This is a genomic window from Niveispirillum sp. (assembly GCF_052437035.1).
Lineage (GTDB): Bacteria > Pseudomonadota > Alphaproteobacteria > Azospirillales > Azospirillaceae > Niveispirillum.
This window is the reverse complement of record NZ_JBQVOH010000001.1, coordinates 905,678-921,518: the sequence shown is the minus strand read 5'-3', so window position 1 is coordinate 921,518 and position 15,841 is coordinate 905,678. Positions and strand designations below refer to the sequence as shown.

Below are 15,841 nucleotides of genomic sequence, written 5' to 3'. Positions count from 1 at the left end.
GACTACCGCCGCAACCGTCGCTCCAGTTCGGTCACTGCCTCTGCCTTGCCGAAGGCGCGGCACATTTCCAAGATGGGGGTGATGTTGGAGGCGGTGGTGTGGCGGGCCTGGGGTGCCATTTCGTGGCTGCGCAGGTAGCGGTCGATATCATCCACGGCCTTGTCACCTAGACGCATGCGCAGCTTGTGCGCGCGATTGCCGCGTTCACCATTGTCGATCAGCAGCAGCAGGGCCGGATAGATACCAGCCAGCGGGCCCAGCACCATGGTGGCTCGCATGCGCTTGTCCGCCGGCCCCATCAGCACGTCATGCAGCCAGTCCATCAAAGCCTCGCCCAGCCGTTCGACGGAGTCGAAGCCAAGGCGGGCGCGCAGAAGCTGAACCAATCCTTCCGCCCCCGCCCCTTCCGTCCCGAACAGCGGGATACGGCGCAGGCGGATGACCAGATGGTTCAGGGCAAAGACCCGGTCGGCAAGGTTCAATAGAATTTCGGTCGGTTGTGTACGCGGCGGTCGGCCCAGAAGGGTGGCCGTATCCGCCGCCAGATTATCCAGCCGGTGGTGAAGCCACTGCACAGCCAGGCCCGACGGTTCCGTCATGGTATCGAAATAAAAGGGAAAGGCGTCGATGACGTCCACAGGGTTTGGTGTCATCTCGAACAGGTACAGGACATAAAGATCGAACTGCGTATCCAGCAGTTCGAATACGCCGTACCAATTCGTGTAAAGCCGTAACGCCTGCACCTGATTGCTCTGTCGGGCCTGTGCCTGCTGGAAATAGCGGACATTCGGCATGACCAGCCGGTGCCATTTCAGGACCCGCGCGATAAAGCGCACCACCGCGGTTTCCGCCGCCGACAGTTTAAGTCGAGCTGGGATATTCATGGCGTTGTTCAAGATAAAGGCCGCCAGATCCACCACCTGATGCGCTACCTGATCCAGGGCCATCTGGTCACCGTCGAAACAGGCGGTCAGGTGACGGCGACGCAACTGGTCCACCAGATCGGCATTTGCCGCCTCGATCAGTTCCCAAAGAGGCCGCAGCATTCGGCGGGGAACCACCCATGGAACGCCCTGCACCACCTCCGTCTGGTCGGTCAGGAACCGTTCCAGTGGGCGCCAACACATGCGTTCCACCGACCCCACCCGTTCCGGCTGGACCTGACGCAGGCGTGGGCGCAGCGCCGACAACAGGTCAGGTGGCTCTCCCTCCAGCACACCTTGGAATTCCAGGGACCGAGCCAGATGGCGGACATCCGCATCCGACAGCGACGCCAACCCACGGCGCAAGGCCTCCGCCCCGCCCGCAGTGCGGACCAGATGCAGACGGTTGAACGATAGCGGCGTGGCGGGATCGGCAGGCATGGGAACGGTGCTGGCAAAAGGACCGGCACTATACAAAGACATCAGCGCCTGTCAAACGGACAAACGAAGTTAAACATGGTTAAAGATTGGTTGATATCAAGAGATCACAGCCGCGATCTCTTGACACCGACGGACAATCATCAAATCGAAACCCGATGCGGGATTCGATTTGATACCGATCAGTAAACCCCGCCCGTACCGGTGCCGACCGTTGGCTGCGGCGTGGTACCCGTCGGCTGTCCCGGTTGTCCCTGGACAAAGCCGGCACCGGCATCACCGCCATCCAGAACGCCCTGCTGTCCCTTTGGCTCCGTACCCGGAATGAAGCCTTCCCAGATGGCGTTGCGCTGACCCGGCGATGCCGGCTTGCCAGTTTCGGGATCGATACGGACCAGTTGCAGGCCGGGCGGCACGCGGAACGGCGTGGCCGGTGCATCCTTCAACGCGGCGGACATGAAGTCCTTGGCAATCGGTACCGCGATGGTCGATCCGCTTTCATGGTCACCCATGGAACGCGGCTGGTCGTAACCGACGAAGATGCCCACGGCCAGATCGGGGGAGAAGCCGACGAACCAAGCATCCATGGCGTCATTCGTCGTACCCGTCTTGCCGGCCAGCGGCTTGCCAATCTCCCGCAGGCGCACGCCGGTGCCACGCTGAACCACGCCTTCCAGCATAGACACGATCTGATAGACGGTACGCGGATCGGCAATCTGTTCGCGCAGATCGGGGATCAGCGGCAAGGCGTTGGGATCGGCGGCGACAGGGGCAACGGCGGGTGCCGCCGGCTGCACCGGCACCGTTCCGGCGGGCACGGGCGCTGCTGCCACGGGCAGGACCGTCTGACACCCGGCGCAATCGCGCATATCATGGCGATAGACGGTTTTGCCCGCCTTGTCCTGCACCCGGTCGATGAAGCTGGGATCGATCTTGCGCCCGCCATTGACCAGCATGGAATAGGCGGCGGTCAGGCGCAGAACCGTCGTCTCCCCCGCCCCCAGGGCCATGGACAAGGTGGGCTGCAGATCATCCTTGATACCGAAACGGCGGGCCACATCCACAATCGGCTCCATGCCGATATATTGTGCCAGCCGCACCGTCATGACGTTACGCGACTTCTCGATCCCGACGCGCAGCGGGGTCGGGCCATAATATTTCTCGGTGTAGTTAGACGGCTTCCACTTGCCCAATCCACCACCCTGGTCCAACGCGAAGGGGGCGTCCAGCACCAGCGTGCTGGGCGTGAAGCCCTGATCAAGCGCCGCCAGATAGACAAACGGCTTAAAGGCCGACCCCGGCTGGCGATAGGCCTGGGTGGCGCGGTTGAACACGCTGATCCGGGCGCTGAACCCGCCCGACATGGCCAGAACGCGGCCCGTATGCGGATCCATGGCGACCAGCGCGCCCTGCACCTCCGGGATCTGGCGCAGGCCCAGGCTGCTGGCCTTTTCGTCCAGCGGCTCCACCAGCACCACCTCACCCGGCGACAGGGCGTCGGATGCCTTCTGGATGCTGGGGCCGACGAACTTGCCGTCCTTGACCTTGCGCGCCCATTTCAGTTCCGACAGCGGGATCTGACCCTTGGAGCCGTCGGCCAGACCAACTTCCACCGCGTCCGCCCCCGCCGACAGCACGACGGCCAAGTCCCATTCCTCCCCGCCCGGCGGGGTGCGCACATCCTCCAACTGCTCCTGCCAGCCATCCAGGCTGTCGAAGCGGGTGATGGGCCCGCGCCAGCCGTCGCGGCGATCATAGGCCAGCAGACCATTGCGCAGCGCCGTGGACGCCGCCGCCTGGATATCGGGGTCCAGGGTGGTGCGTACCGACAGGCCACCGGCATAAAGCGTCTGCTCTCCATAAAGCTTGGCCAGCTCGCGGCGCACTTCCTCCACGAAATAATCGGCGCGGACATTGCTGTCATTGGACCGGTCGGCGAAATTCAACGGCTCGGCCCGTGCGGCCTCCGCCTCCTCCCGCGTGATGTATCCATCCTCCTCCATGCGACCGATGACATAGTTGCGGCGCGCGATGGCGGCGTCGCGGTGACGCTCGCGATAATACCGGTCCGGCGCCTTGGGCAGGCTGGCCAGGAACGCGGCTTCGGCGATGGTCAGTTCATCCATCGACTTGTTGAAATAGTTCAGGGCCGCCGCACCGACGCCATAGGCGCGGTTGCCCAGAAAAATCTCGTTCATATAGATTTCAATGATCTTGTCCTTGCCCATCGCGTCTTCGATGCGGCCGGCCAGGATGGCTTCCTTGATCTTGCGGACGTAGGAGACCTCGTTCGACAGCAGGAAGATGCGCGTCACCTGCTGGGTGATGGTGCTGGCGCCGATGGGGCGGCGGCCCTGGCCGATATTCTTCACATTCTGCAATTGCGCACGCAGCACAGCGAACCAGTCCACCCCATGATGGGTATAGAAATTCTGATCCTCGGCGGAGATGAAGGCGCTGGTCACCCGCTTGGGGATGGCCGCGAATGGCACGAATACCCGCCGTTCGCTGGCGAACTCAGCCACCAGACGTCCGTCACCCGCATGCACACGGGTAGCAACCGAGGGGTTGTAATTGGCGAGCGTCGTGTGATCGGGCAATTCCTTGCTGAAATAGACCCAGGCGCCCCCGGCGGCGGCCATACCCAGCACACCCAGCGAGACACTGGCGACCAACAAGCCCTTCACAACGCGATTCATAATTCCAACCCCTGAAGGCCCCGGACGGGACCGCATAGATATGTGCCAGCACCCGCGACGGACGGGTACCGTTCGGCCATTAGTACAAGATGACGCTGATTATGTCGCGGTCATGACCGCGGCGGCACCGCGTTGCCGGTAAAGTAGCTATCCACGGCACGCAGCAGTGAACCCGCCATACGTTTGCGGTGCGTATCGCTGCCCAGCAGCTTGGCATCCTGGCTGTGCGACAGATACCCCATCTCCACCAGGATGGCCGGCACGTCGGGCGCCGTCAGCACGGCAAAGCCAGCCGACCGCAAGGGGCCGGGCAGCACCGCGACATTGGGGTCCAGGTTCTTCAAGACCAGCGATGCAAAGCGCCGCGACTGGTTCATCGTATCACGCTGCGACATGCCGATCAGGATATTGGCGATGTCGGCGGACTGCACCGACAGGTCCATGCCGACAATGGCGTCGGATTGGTTCTCCCGCTGGGCCAGCATCTCCGCCTCGCGGTCCGATGCCTTCTCCGAAAGGGTATAGATGGATAGCCCGCGCACCTGCCGGCCCGTGATGCTGTCGGCATGGAGCGAAATGAACAGGTCCGCCCCCTTGGCCCGCGCCAGGGCTGGACGGTCGCGCAGCGGGATGAACACATCCTTGTCGCGGGTCAGGGCAACGCGGTAACGGCCCGTGGCCAGGAGCTGCCGACGCACCTCCTTGGCCATGGCCAGGGTGATATCCTTTTCATAGGCGCCACTGACCGCGACGGCGCCGGGGTCCTGACCACCATGACCGGGATCGATGACGATCATCGGCAGGGGTGGCTTCGGCTTCTCCTTCGGCACCGGCGGGTTCATCATGCTGGCGCTGGCGGGGGTCAGCACGGCACCCGGCCCAGCCTTGCCCGCCGCCAGATCCATGACGAAACGCGGGGGCATGCCATCACGCGGCGGAATGATCTCCGCCAACTGCACCCGCGCCGGGCCAGTGGTTGCCAAAATCAGGCGCAGATGCCCGGCCTTGGCACCGGGCCGTACCGAAACGGATTTGACCAGACCCTTGGCCGGCGGCAGGGCGGCATCCAAGGCCGCCTCCATCTCCACCGCCACACCACTGGCATCTGGCAGAATGGTGAAGGGCGCGTCGCGTGTCAGTTCAAGAACGAAACGCGTCTTGTCACCATGATCCCCCAGCCGGGCCGCACCGATGCGGGCGGGTTCCGGCATCATGCGGGCGGACGCGACGGAGGCGGTCTGCACCGGTGTCTGCGCCACCGCGATCCCCGTCGCCATCCACAGAAGACACAGGCACCCAATCGCCAGCAGCGCACGCGCCGCCAACGCCGTCTTCACGGCCATGGACTGGATTGCCCCCTTCTGCGACAAGCGGCCCTTCCCCCTTGGGCGAATCGGTCATGATGGTTGGTTTCACCAACACTATAAACACGGCGAATCAGTGACTTCAACGCCTATCATAACCTGCCGACTCAATCCCGCCCTCTAAACACGCCGACACGCCCATCACCGGCATGACCAAATGCGCTTTTGGCAATTCTCCCATTGTGGAATGGGGGGCGGAGTGTTTATGGTGACAACCGCGACAGACCGCGCCTCGCCAGGGCCCTGAAACGGGCTTTGGCGTCGCCCCGGGGACCCCGCCGCCGGCTGTGACGCCGGCCCGAGCCGCCCCCAGGATGTGACGCCTCACGGGTTCGACCCCAACGGGGTGCGGTGTAGTGGAAACCTTGGGGCTGGCCAGTCCGGTTCATCCGGTACAGGCCCGTCATCAGCGTTGGTCCATCCTGGCTGCTCCCCCCTGCTTCCCATATGGGATAATGGCGGCGGGCGCTGTTTGAGGACCCAAGACGCCGGTGCCGACAGGTCCCTCACCGCAATGGTGGCAGGGTCCGTCTTCCGTCCCGTCGCGCGGAAGGGCGGCAGCCCTGGCCACGGGGAAGACATATGGCCAAGCGTATGCTTGTCGATGCCACGCATCCGGAGGAAACTCGGGTTGTCGTGGTGAATGGTAACCGCCTGGAAGAGCTTGATTTCGAGATCGCCTCCAGGAAACAGCTCAAGGGCAATATCTACCTGGCCCGCGTGATCCGGGTTGAACCGTCGCTTCAGGCGGCGTTCGTTGAATATGGCGGCAACCGCCACGGCTTTTTGGCCTTCTCTGAAATCCACCCCGACTATTACCGCATCCCGGTCGCCGACCGCGAAGCGCTGCTGCGCGAACAGCAGGAACTGGCGGAAGAGCGGGAAGCCCGTGCCGAACGGGGCGAAGACCTGGACGATAATGGCCATGTCGAGGATGCGCCCCCCGCCCCGCCGCCGGAGGAAATCGGTGGTGCCGCCCCGGCCCCCATCGTGGCCGACGATGTCGGCGAGCCGGTAGGCGCCGATGATGGCCATGATGTAGTGGAAACTGGCGACGCCGAAGGCGTGCCGACCGAGGAAGAGCATGCCGGCGGCGATGCCGATGGCGAAACCGCCGATGTCGGCGAGACCGGCTCCCCCTTCGTGCATTCATCGGGCCGTGGTGGGCGGGAACGTTCGCGCCGCTATCGTCCGCAGGCCGCCCAGGCCGAAAGCAATGACGAAAGCGTCGAAGAAGAAGTGGAAGAGCAGCGGCAGCCGCAGCAGCAACGCCGCCGCCCGCTAAAATCCTATAAGATCCAGGAAGTCATCAAGCGCCGTCAGATTCTGCTGGTGCAGGTCACGAAGGAAGAGCGTGGGAACAAGGGCGCCGCCCTGACCACCTATCTGTCGCTGCCGGGCCGCTATGCCGTTCTGATGCCCAATACGCCGCGCGGCGGCGGCATCAGCCGGAAGATCACCAATCCGGCCGACCGCAAGCGCCTTAAGGAGATGCTGGAAGATTTCGACATTCCGTCGGGCATGTCGGTCATCCTGCGCACCGCCGGTATCGAGCGGTCGAAGCCGGAAATCCGCCGCGATCTTGAGTATTTGATGCGCCTGTGGGACAGCATCCGCGAGACGACGCTGCAATCCGTCGCTCCGGCGCTGATCTATGAGGAAGCGAACCTCATCAAGCGCACCATCCGCGACCTGTATTCCAGCGACATTGACGAAGTGCATGTCGAGGGTGAGGCAGGCTTCCGCGTGGCCAAGGACTTCATGCGTATGCTGATGCCCAGCCACGCCAAGAAGATCCAGCTCTATAACGATCCCTCGATCCCGCTCTACCACCGGTTCCAGGTGGAAGGTGCCATTGAGACGATGTTCAACCCGATCGTGCAGCTGCGTTCGGGCGGTTATATCGTCATCAACCAGACCGAAGCGCTGGTCGCCATCGACGTCAATTCGGGCCGTTCCACCAAGGAACGCAATATCGAAGAGACGGCACTGCGCACCAATCTGGAAGCCGCTGAGGAAGTGGCCCGCCAACTGCGCCTGCGCGATCTAGCCGGTCTGGTCGTTGTCGACTTCATCGACATGGAAGACCCGCGCAACAATTCCGCCGTTGAAAAGCGTGTGAAGGACGCGATGAAGGCGGATCGCGCGCGCATTCAGCTGGGCCGCATCTCCGCCTTCGGTCTGCTGGAACTGTCGCGGCAGCGTCTGCGCCCGTCCTTGCAGGAAATCAACTTCGAACGCTGCCCGCATTGTCAGGGCACCGGCATGGTCCGCAGCCTTGAAAGCGCTGCCCTGGCCGTGCTGCGTGCGGTCGAGGAAGAGGGTATCCGCAAGCGGTCGGCAGAAATCACCGTCACCTGCGCCAGCCATGTCACGCTCTATATCCTGAACCACAAGCGCGAAGCGCTGGCGGATATCGAGCGGCGTCATGGCCTACGCGTCTATCTGCAGGGTGATGACAATCTGATTGGCCCCAGCCATCAGATTGACCGTATCCGCGCCCGCACCGCTGCCGACGACATTGTCGCCGCTGCACCGGTCAGCGCCGAACGCGTGATGGCACAAACCGAACGCGCCATTGAGATCGAGGAAGCAGAGGCCGAGGCCGAAGCCACCGAGATCGAGGCCGAGGCCGAGGGCGAAGAAGAGGAAGCCAAGCCCCAGGGTCGCGCGGAAGGCCGTGGTGACCGCGATGGCGACCGTGACGGTCGTGGCCGCCGCCGCCGCCGTCGCCGCCGCCGTGGTGAGCGTGGCGAGAATGGCGGCGCGCCGGAGGCCGGTGATGGCGACGGTGACGACGAGGCCGATGGTGAGGAGGGTGATGCTCCTGCTGAAGGTGAAGCCGTCGAAGCCGAAGTTGTTGGCGAAGGTGAAACCCCCGCTCCCGCCGCTGGCGAGGATGATGAGGCAGCTCGCGCCAAGAAGCGTCGTCGTGGCAAGCGTGGCGGTCGCCGCCGCGGCCGCCGTGGCGAGGATGGCGTGACCGATGGCGCCGGCGATGAGGGCGAGGATGACGGCGAAGGCGATGAACAGGGTGCCGAAGAGGCTCCGGTTGTCGCCGCCGCAGCAGCACCTGCTGCCGAGCCGGTGGCAGAAGCTGCTCCCGCAGTGACCGAAGAAGCCCCTGCCGCCCCGGCAGAGGAAGCTCCGGCACCGAAAAAGCGCGCCACCCGAAGCCGCAAGAAGGTTGCGGAAGCCGAGGCGGCACCCGCCGAAGCCCCGGTTGAGGCGCCTGCCGCTGTCGAAGCCGCTCCTGTCGTGACCGAGGAAGCCGCTGCCCCCGCAGAGGAAGCCCCGGCACCGAAGAAGCGTGCAACCCGCAGCCGTAAGAAGGTAGCGGAAGCCGAGGCAGCCGCCGAAGCTCCCGCCGCCGTCGAAGTTGCCGCCGTCGTGGCCGAGGAAGCGCCCGCCGCACCGGCAGAGGAAGCCCCGGCACCGAAGAAACGGGCACCGCGTACCCGCAAGAAGGCCGCAGAGGCCGAAGCGGCGCCGGTTGAGACCGTGACGGAAGTGGCCGCAGAGGTCGCCCCCGCCGCCACACCGGCGGAGGAAGCCGCACCGGCCCCGACCCAGGCAGAGTTGGCCACCGAGGTGAACCCGACGGTGGAGAAGCCTAAGCGCGGTTGGTGGAGCCGCAAGTCGTAAGACTTGTTCCGCTATCGCAATAAATGGGGGAGGTGTTTCGGCACCTCCCCTTTTTCATATCGAACGCGGAATGATGCCGACGATAGACAGAGCGGCGATCCGCCGCTTTCCCGCCGCGCCCGAATGCGCTAAGCACGCCTCCCGAACGGAATTCTTCAGAGACCCGCCATGACCGGTTCCACCCCCCTTCCCTCCCCGCGCCTGACCGGCCGCGTCGCCCTGGTGACGGGTGCTTCGCGCGGCATCGGTGCCGCCGTGGCCGAGCAACTGGCGCGCGAAGGCGCGCATGTCGTCCTGCTGGCCCGCACACTGGGCGCGCTGGAGGAACTGGATGACCGGATCAAGGCATTAGGTGGGGCTGCAACCATCATCCCGCAGGATCTGATGGACAGCGCCAAGCTGGATAGTCTGGGCCCCGCCCTTTATGAGCGGTTTGGCCGTTTGGACATCATGGTTCATGCTGCGGCGCAGCTGGGTACGCTGGGTCCCATCGCCCATTCCGATCCCAAGGACTGGGATCGCGTCATGGGCGTGTCGATTGCCGCCGGCATGCGCCTGATCCGCACCACCGACCCGTTGCTGCGCCTGTCGGATGCCGGCCGCGCCATCTTCCTGACCGACCGGGTGGGCCGTGAACCTACCGCCTACTGGTCTGCCTATGCGGCGTCCAAGGCGGCCCTGGACATGATAGCCCGCACCTGGGCGGCGGAAACGCTGAACACCAATCTGCGGATCAATCTGGTCGATCCGGGCCCCGTCTCCACGGGCCTGCGGGCCAAGGCCTTCCCCGGTGAGGATGCGGCAACCCTGCCGACGCCCGCAGATACGGCCCGCGCCATTGTGGAGTTCACGGTGCCGGCCTGCGCCCTACATGGCGAATTGATCGATTTGCGCACGGCGTGACACGGGTCACAGCGGCGGGGAGACGGGTGGGGTTACTTTCCAATCACTGACCGTTCCCCGTTCAGTGGCCGGATGGGTTCCATCCCTTTTCCCATTCCGCCGACGACCCCGCCTTGAACCCGCCGCCCGCACAGGGCCGGCGGGTTTTCTTTTGCTGTCCACCGGGAGACACCGGCTTTGCCGGTCAACAAAACCTTCCGCGCCCTGCGGCCTTCACACTATAATACGGACGGCGGTTTTCGCCGTTGCTGGGGAACCGGTACCATCAAGCATGCTTGAAAAACTGACCGAAGCCGTGATCGCCTTCCTTGTGATCTCCGGCCTTGCCTATGTCATCGGCACTGGCATCGCCAGCGCCGCCGAGAATGCCGTGCGCAAACGCCAGGCGGATGTCGGGCTGGATGGGCGGTTGCAGAAGCTGGGCATCCTGGGGCAGAGACTGCAATCGCGAAAAGACAAGATGCTTCCGCGGCTGGCCAAGCTGGATGCTGAACTGAAATCGGCACGCCGCCGCCATTACATGGTCAACAAGAAGATCCTGGACCTGAAAATGGCCCGGTCACAGTTGATGCGCGTCCTGGGCGAAGAAGATGCCTTTTTGCGGATGGAACGGCCCGCCCGCAAGTTCATCGCCAATATCGTCAACCGGCATGTTCAGCGCGCGCAGATGGACCAGAAGGAACATCCGTTCCTGTCCCGCGCCTGGTCACGCACGCAGCAGGCGACCATCTGGGCCCCCACCATCGGCGATGCCAAGCTGATGGTGGAGAAGTCCTTTCCACCGGCCACCGGCTTCTTCATCGCCTCTATCGCCGAACCCCAGGGCGATGGGGAGGAGGACCTGACAGCGCTGGAGAGTGCCGAAATGGAAGCGGTTGCACAGGAACGGGGTGGCTGAGACATGCTGAGTGCACTTTTCGCCAGCCTTCCGATTTTATTTGGCATTCTGGGCGGGGGCGTGGTCGCCCTGCAAATGGTCGCCCATACCCGTAAACGCCTTCGCCGCGCCCAGAAGATGCATCAGGGCCAGCAGACCCGTGTCGCCACCGTCAGCCGGGCCACACGTGAACAGGCGGGCACGACCCTGTCACTGCGGCGGGAGGAACGGCAGATGCGCCAGGAACTGGAGCGGCTGAACCACGCCATTGAGCAGGGAGAGCAGCAGGCGGAACGTGAACGGATGGGCGAGTCGCAGATTTACGTCTTCGATGAGCGTAAGAACATGGGCGACACCGCCTTTGTATTCCAGATCAGCCATCCGGACTTCAACGCCCTGGCCCGCAATGCCCCGGATGAGGTGATCCAATCCTGGAAAGCCGGGCGCCGTTATATGGTGTGGGCCGCCAGCGAGAAGATGGCCACCGCCAAGGCCAGCATGCGCTTCAACCAGGACAAGGGCTATCGCGTCAGCGCCCCCAGCCCCTTTGAAGGGGACCCGGAAGCCTTCTGATCCGTTGCACGGGCAGGGTCGGTTATGTAGCGATGTTACATAATTCAGACTGACCGCCTTTTATCGCCACAACATCAATATTACCCCGAAAAATCGCTGTCCTGGGCGAAATCAGCACGGTTTGCGCCTTGTGGACAGCGCCCTTCATGCTATCAATCTGAAACAGAGTTTCAGCGTTCGGCCGGAGAGAAAGCCCATGTCCGCCCTGACCCAATCCCCCGCCTGGCAGGCCCTTGCTGCCCACCGCGCCGCCCTGGAAGGGGTGTCGATGCGCGACATATTCGCCACCGATCCCGGCCGCTTCGACCGCTACCGCATCACGTTCGATGGAATGATGCTGGATTACGCCAAGAATCGCGTGACGGACGAGACGCTGTCCCTGCTGGTTGATTTGGCCTATCAGCAGAACCTGGAAGAGATGCGCGACGCCATGTACCGGGGCGAACGCATCAATATCACTGAGGACCGCGCCGTCCTGCATGTCGCCCTGCGCAGCCGTGTCGATCGACCCATTCTGGTGGATGGACAGGATGTGATGCCGGGCGTGCATGAGGTGCTGGCCCGCATGTACGCCTTCTGCCACAAGGTGCGCGACGGCGAATGGCGCGGCTATGACGGGCAGGCCATCACCGACATCGTGAATATCGGCATCGGCGGCTCCGACCTGGGCCCCGTGATGGTAACGCAGGCTCTGACGCCCTGGCACCACCCGCATCTGGCGGCGCATTTCGTCTCCAATGTCGATGGCACCCATATTGCCGAGGTGCTTCGCCGCGTCGACCCTGCGACTACCCTGTTCATCATCGCGTCCAAGACCTTCACAACCCAGGAAACGCTCGCCAACGCCCACACGGCGCGCGACTGGTTCCTGGCCAATGGCGGCAGCGCCGATGATGTGGCCAAGCATTTCGTGGCCGTGTCGACCAACGCGACCGAGGTGGAGAAGTTCGGTATTGACACCGACAATATGTTCGGTTTCTGGGACTGGGTCGGCGGGCGCTACAGCCTCTGGTCCTCCATCGGCCTGCCCATCGCCCTTATGGTGGGACCGGAAAAGTTCGGCGAACTCCTGGCCGGTGCCCACGCCATGGACGAACATTTCCGCACGGCGCCCCTGGCGAAGAATATGCCCGTGATCATGGGCCTGCTGGGTGTGTGGTACGGCAATTTCTTCGGCGCTGCCGCCCATGCAGTCCTGCCCTATGACCAGTATCTGGCCCGCCTGCCCGCCTATCTCCAGCAGTTGGACATGGAAAGCAATGGCAAGTCGGTGGACCGGCAGGGCAACAGCGTGGATTACGCCACCGGCCCCATCATTTTCGGCGAACCCGGCACCAATGGCCAGCACGCCTTTTATCAATTGATCCACCAGGGCACGCACCTGATCCCGTGTGATTTCATCGCCCCGATCAACAGCCAGAACCCGACGGGCCGGCATCATGCCATGCTGCTGTCCAATACGCTGGCCCAGACCGAAGCGCTGATGCGCGGCAAGAATGCCGATGAGGTGCGGACCGAGTTGACCAAGGAAGGCAAGTCGGGTCCGGCGCTCGACGCCCTGCTGCCGCACAAGATCTTCACCGGCAACCGCCCCACCAATACGATCCTGGTCGATCAACTCGACCCCTATCGCCTGGGCATGCTGGTCGCCCTTTATGAACACAAGGTGTTCGTGCAGGGCATCATCTGGAACATCAACAGCTTCGACCAGTGGGGCGTGGAACTGGGCAAGCAGTTGGCCAAGGTCATCCTGCCCGAACTGGAAGGCGAAGGCGCCAAGCCGCACGACGCCAGCACGGCGGGGCTGGTTGGCGTGGTGAATGGGGGCAAGGTGGGTGAAGGCGTTCTTCTCCCATCCTGAGACTGCTGATAGGCTGGCCATCCATTGCTGGATGGTCAGCATCATAGAGATTCAACTATCGGAACATCGTCGGCATTAGCGCCATCTTTTCGCCGCGCCTAGCTGTCAGAACGCCGCCTGAACTTCTCTTCCGGCGTCCCTCATGCTGAAACCCCACCCACCCAGCGCGACACGCGACTGGCCCCTGCTTTCCCGGTTCATCGCGCGGGAGGCTGCCCTGGGCGGCGCCGTGAAGGCGCGGGGTCCCTGGACGGCTGGCTTCTATGAGTTTTTACGTTTCGGGGTGAAGCAAGCCTGGGCCTGCTTTTATGGCGGGCTGATGCTGGCCCTGCTGCTAGGGACCTGGCTGCTTTACCCACGTGATGCCGCCCTGCCCCGCTATGATTTTCTGACCCTGGCCGCCCTGGCGCTGCAGGTCGCGCTGATCGGCTTCCGGCTGGAGACGAAGGAGGAGGCGCTGGTCATTCTGATCTTCCATCTGGTCGGAACAGGGATGGAGATTTTCAAGACGGCGGTGGGGTCCTGGGCCTATCCGGAGGAAAGCTATCTGCGGATCGGCGGCGTGCCGCTGTTCACCGGCTTCATGTATGCCGCTGTCGGTTCCTATATCGCGCGCGTCTGGCGGCTGTTCGATTTCCGGTTCAGCCACCATCCGCCGCTATGGTCCGTGCTGCTGCTGGCAACTGGCATCTATGCGAACTTCTTTCTGCATCATTACTGGTGGGATTTGCGCTGGGGCCTGTTCGCGCTGGCGGCCCTGCTGTTCGGGCGCTGCTGGGTCTATTTCCGGGTGTGGGATGTGGACCGGCGTATGCCGCTTCTAGTTGGATTCGCGCTGGTCGCCCTATTCATCTGGTTCGCGGAAAACCTGGGTACCTTCGCGGGCGCCTGGATTTATCCCAACCAGAAGCAGGGCTGGACCATGGTATCCTTCGCCAAATTCGGGTCCTGGTATCTTTTGATGCTGATCTCCTACAGCCTGGTCGCAATGATCCGGCGGCCACAGGAGCGGAAAGACACCGTATCGCTGTGACAACCAACGACCGCTGCTATCAAGCCCACACAAATCAGCAGGTGTTCATTATTTCTTTGCAACACCCTACGCATGATGTCTCAACTTGAACAAAATTAGGCTGGTCGGGGAGAGAAGCGTTGGTCGAACAGCGACCACTTTACAAGGTGACGCAGGAACAACTCGATGCGATGCTGAAGCGGCATGAGATGTTCCGTAATGCCCGCATGGGCGGCGCCCGCGCGGTCCTGACCAATTATGACCTGACCGGGCTGAACCTTGCCGGGCGCGATCTGGCTCATGCCGATCTCACCGGTTGTATCCTGCGCCGCGCCAATATGGCCGGGGCCAATCTGGATTGCTGCACCCTGTTCGCCGCAGACCTGCGGGAAACCAACCTGACCGGCGCCTCCATGGTGAAGGTCGATCTGCGTGGCGCCAGCTTGCGGGGGGCCGACCTTACGGGCGCCAATCTGGTCAGCGCCGATCTGCGTGACGGGTCGCTGGCCGAACGCGCCGCCGATGGCAGCCTGAAAATGGTGGTGGTGGAAAGCGATGCCAGCCCCGCCGACATGCAGGGCGCCAAGCTGGCCCATGCCAACCTGTCCCAGGCCAAGATGTCGGGCGCCATCGCCCAGCATACCGACTTCACGGATGCCGTGATGCGCGGGACCAAGCTGGTGCGCGCCAATCTGCGCAACGCCACGCTGGACGGTGCCATCCTGGAAGGGGCCGACATGTCGGGCGCCGATGTGCGCGGCGCCAGCCTGAAAGGCGCGGTGCTGACGGGTGCCGTCCTGATGATGACGGAGATGGCGGGCGCCGACATGGCCGGCGCCCTGACCGACAAGCCAGCGGGCAAGCCGGCCAGCGCCCTGCCCCGCCCGCTGGAAGAAATGCTGAAGCTGCATGCCGAATGGGTGGGTACGGCGGGACAGGCGGGGCTGGCGCTGGACCTGACCGGCTATGACCTGCGCACCGCCGGCAGCCTGTCCCATACCTGCCTGACCCGCCTGCATGCGCCCGGAATCATTCTCTATGGTATGGACCTGTCCTCGGCGCAGATCCAGGTGGGCAATCTGGCCGGGGCCGATTTGCGCGGGGCCAACCTGTCGGGCTGCGACCTGCGCGGCATCAACCTGACCGACGCGCAGTTGGGCAATGCCAACCTGTCGGAAGCCAATCTGGGCTTTCTGAAGATCGACGCCACCCGTTTCGTGCGGTCGGAACTGGCAGGGGCCAGGCTGCGTTATGCCAACCTGACGGGTGCCAGGCTGGTGAAGGCCAATTTCTCAGGCGCCGATCTCTCCTTCGCCAATTTGCTGCTGGCCGACCTGAAGGAAACCGACCTGACCAGCGCGCGCCTGTCGGGCACCAAGGTAAAGCGGGAACAGTTGGGGGAAGTGGTAGGGTTCAAGGTGCCATAGTTATGTGTTCCCTCAGGCGCCGGGCGCCCACATCCGTGGGCTTGGCTTACGCGCACATGGGTGCGCGGGCCGGCGGTCGCCGGCCTGCCATGGCGCAGACGCCATGGCCATAACTTGTG

At 63.5% G+C, this 15,841-nt stretch carries 10 protein-coding genes; 7 read left to right on the top strand and 3 right to left on the bottom strand.

Annotated features, from left to right (window positions below):
- Window positions 1–2: 2 nt before the first annotated feature.
- From ACT6Q8_RS04380 to ACT6Q8_RS04370, 3 genes are all read right to left on the bottom strand, one after another.
- Window positions 3–1,364 (bottom strand): hypothetical protein, encoded by a 1,362-nt coding sequence (locus ACT6Q8_RS04380; RefSeq protein ID WP_054167371.1) that lies wholly within the window; start codon window positions 1,362–1,364, stop codon window positions 3–5.
- A gap of 179 nt (window positions 1,365–1,543) precedes the next feature.
- Window positions 1,544–4,060, bottom strand: a complete 2,517-nt coding sequence (locus ACT6Q8_RS04375) for a penicillin-binding protein 1A (protein WP_444734104.1) — start codon at window positions 4,058–4,060, stop codon at window positions 1,544–1,546.
- A 110-nt stretch (window positions 4,061–4,170) separates the two neighbouring features.
- Window positions 4,171–5,430 carry an N-acetylmuramoyl-L-alanine amidase family protein gene (locus ACT6Q8_RS04370; protein ID WP_444739345.1) on the bottom strand — a complete coding sequence of 420 codons (1,260 nt, stop codon included), beginning with the start codon at window positions 5,428–5,430 and terminating at the stop codon, window positions 4,171–4,173.
- 576 nt (window positions 5,431–6,006) lie between these two features.
- Here ACT6Q8_RS04370 and ACT6Q8_RS04365 point away from each other — a divergent pair.
- From ACT6Q8_RS04365 to ACT6Q8_RS04335, 7 genes are all read left to right on the top strand, one after another.
- A complete protein-coding gene (locus tag ACT6Q8_RS04365) occupies window positions 6,007–9,069 on the top strand; it encodes an Rne/Rng family ribonuclease (protein WP_444734102.1) in 3,063 nt (1,020 codons plus the stop codon).
- A gap of 168 nt (window positions 9,070–9,237) precedes the next feature.
- Window positions 9,238–9,972, top strand: a complete 735-nt coding sequence (locus ACT6Q8_RS04360; protein WP_444734101.1) for an SDR family NAD(P)-dependent oxidoreductase — start codon at window positions 9,238–9,240, stop codon at window positions 9,970–9,972.
- Window positions 9,973–10,243: 271 nt separating this feature from the next.
- The gene (locus ACT6Q8_RS04355) at window positions 10,244–10,870 is read left to right on the top strand and encodes a hypothetical protein (RefSeq protein ID WP_444734100.1); all 627 of its coding nucleotides are present in this window, start codon (window positions 10,244–10,246) and stop codon (window positions 10,868–10,870) included.
- A gap of 3 nt (window positions 10,871–10,873) precedes the next feature.
- Entirely contained in the window at window positions 10,874–11,422 is a 549-nt protein-coding gene (locus ACT6Q8_RS04350; protein WP_054167365.1) for a hypothetical protein, read from the top strand.
- 196 nt (window positions 11,423–11,618) lie between these two features.
- Window positions 11,619–13,283, top strand: coding sequence for a glucose-6-phosphate isomerase (gene pgi, locus ACT6Q8_RS04345; protein WP_444734099.1), 1,665 nt, complete (start codon window positions 11,619–11,621; stop codon window positions 13,281–13,283).
- A 142-nt stretch (window positions 13,284–13,425) separates the two neighbouring features.
- On the top strand, window positions 13,426–14,316 hold the full coding sequence (locus tag ACT6Q8_RS04340) for a DUF817 domain-containing protein (protein WP_444734098.1): 891 nt from the start codon (window positions 13,426–13,428) through the stop codon (window positions 14,314–14,316).
- A 119-nt stretch (window positions 14,317–14,435) separates the two neighbouring features.
- The gene (locus ACT6Q8_RS04335; RefSeq protein WP_054167362.1) at window positions 14,436–15,722 is read left to right on the top strand and encodes a pentapeptide repeat-containing protein; all 1,287 of its coding nucleotides are present in this window, start codon (window positions 14,436–14,438) and stop codon (window positions 15,720–15,722) included.
- Window positions 15,723–15,841 lie beyond the last annotated feature (119 nt).

Bases quoted from the DNA above. Each gene is read 5' to 3' on its own strand.
- ACT6Q8_RS04380 (WP_054167371.1), bottom strand. From the start codon at position 1,364: ATGCCTGCCGATCCCGCCACGCCGCTATCGTTCAACCGTCTGCATCTG.
- ACT6Q8_RS04375 (WP_444734104.1), bottom strand. From the start codon at position 4,060: ATGAATCGCGTTGTGAAGGGCTTGTTGGTCGCCAGTGTCTCGCTGGGT.
- ACT6Q8_RS04365 (WP_444734102.1), top strand. From the start codon at position 6,007: ATGGCCAAGCGTATGCTTGTCGATGCCACGCATCCGGAGGAAACTCGG.
- ACT6Q8_RS04360 (WP_444734101.1), top strand. From the start codon at position 9,238: ATGACCGGTTCCACCCCCCTTCCCTCCCCGCGCCTGACCGGCCGCGTC.
- ACT6Q8_RS04355 (WP_444734100.1), top strand. From the start codon at position 10,244: ATGCTTGAAAAACTGACCGAAGCCGTGATCGCCTTCCTTGTGATCTCC.
- ACT6Q8_RS04350 (WP_054167365.1), top strand. From the start codon at position 10,874: ATGCTGAGTGCACTTTTCGCCAGCCTTCCGATTTTATTTGGCATTCTG.
- pgi (WP_444734099.1), top strand. From the start codon at position 11,619: ATGTCCGCCCTGACCCAATCCCCCGCCTGGCAGGCCCTTGCTGCCCAC.
- ACT6Q8_RS04340 (WP_444734098.1), top strand. From the start codon at position 13,426: ATGCTGAAACCCCACCCACCCAGCGCGACACGCGACTGGCCCCTGCTT.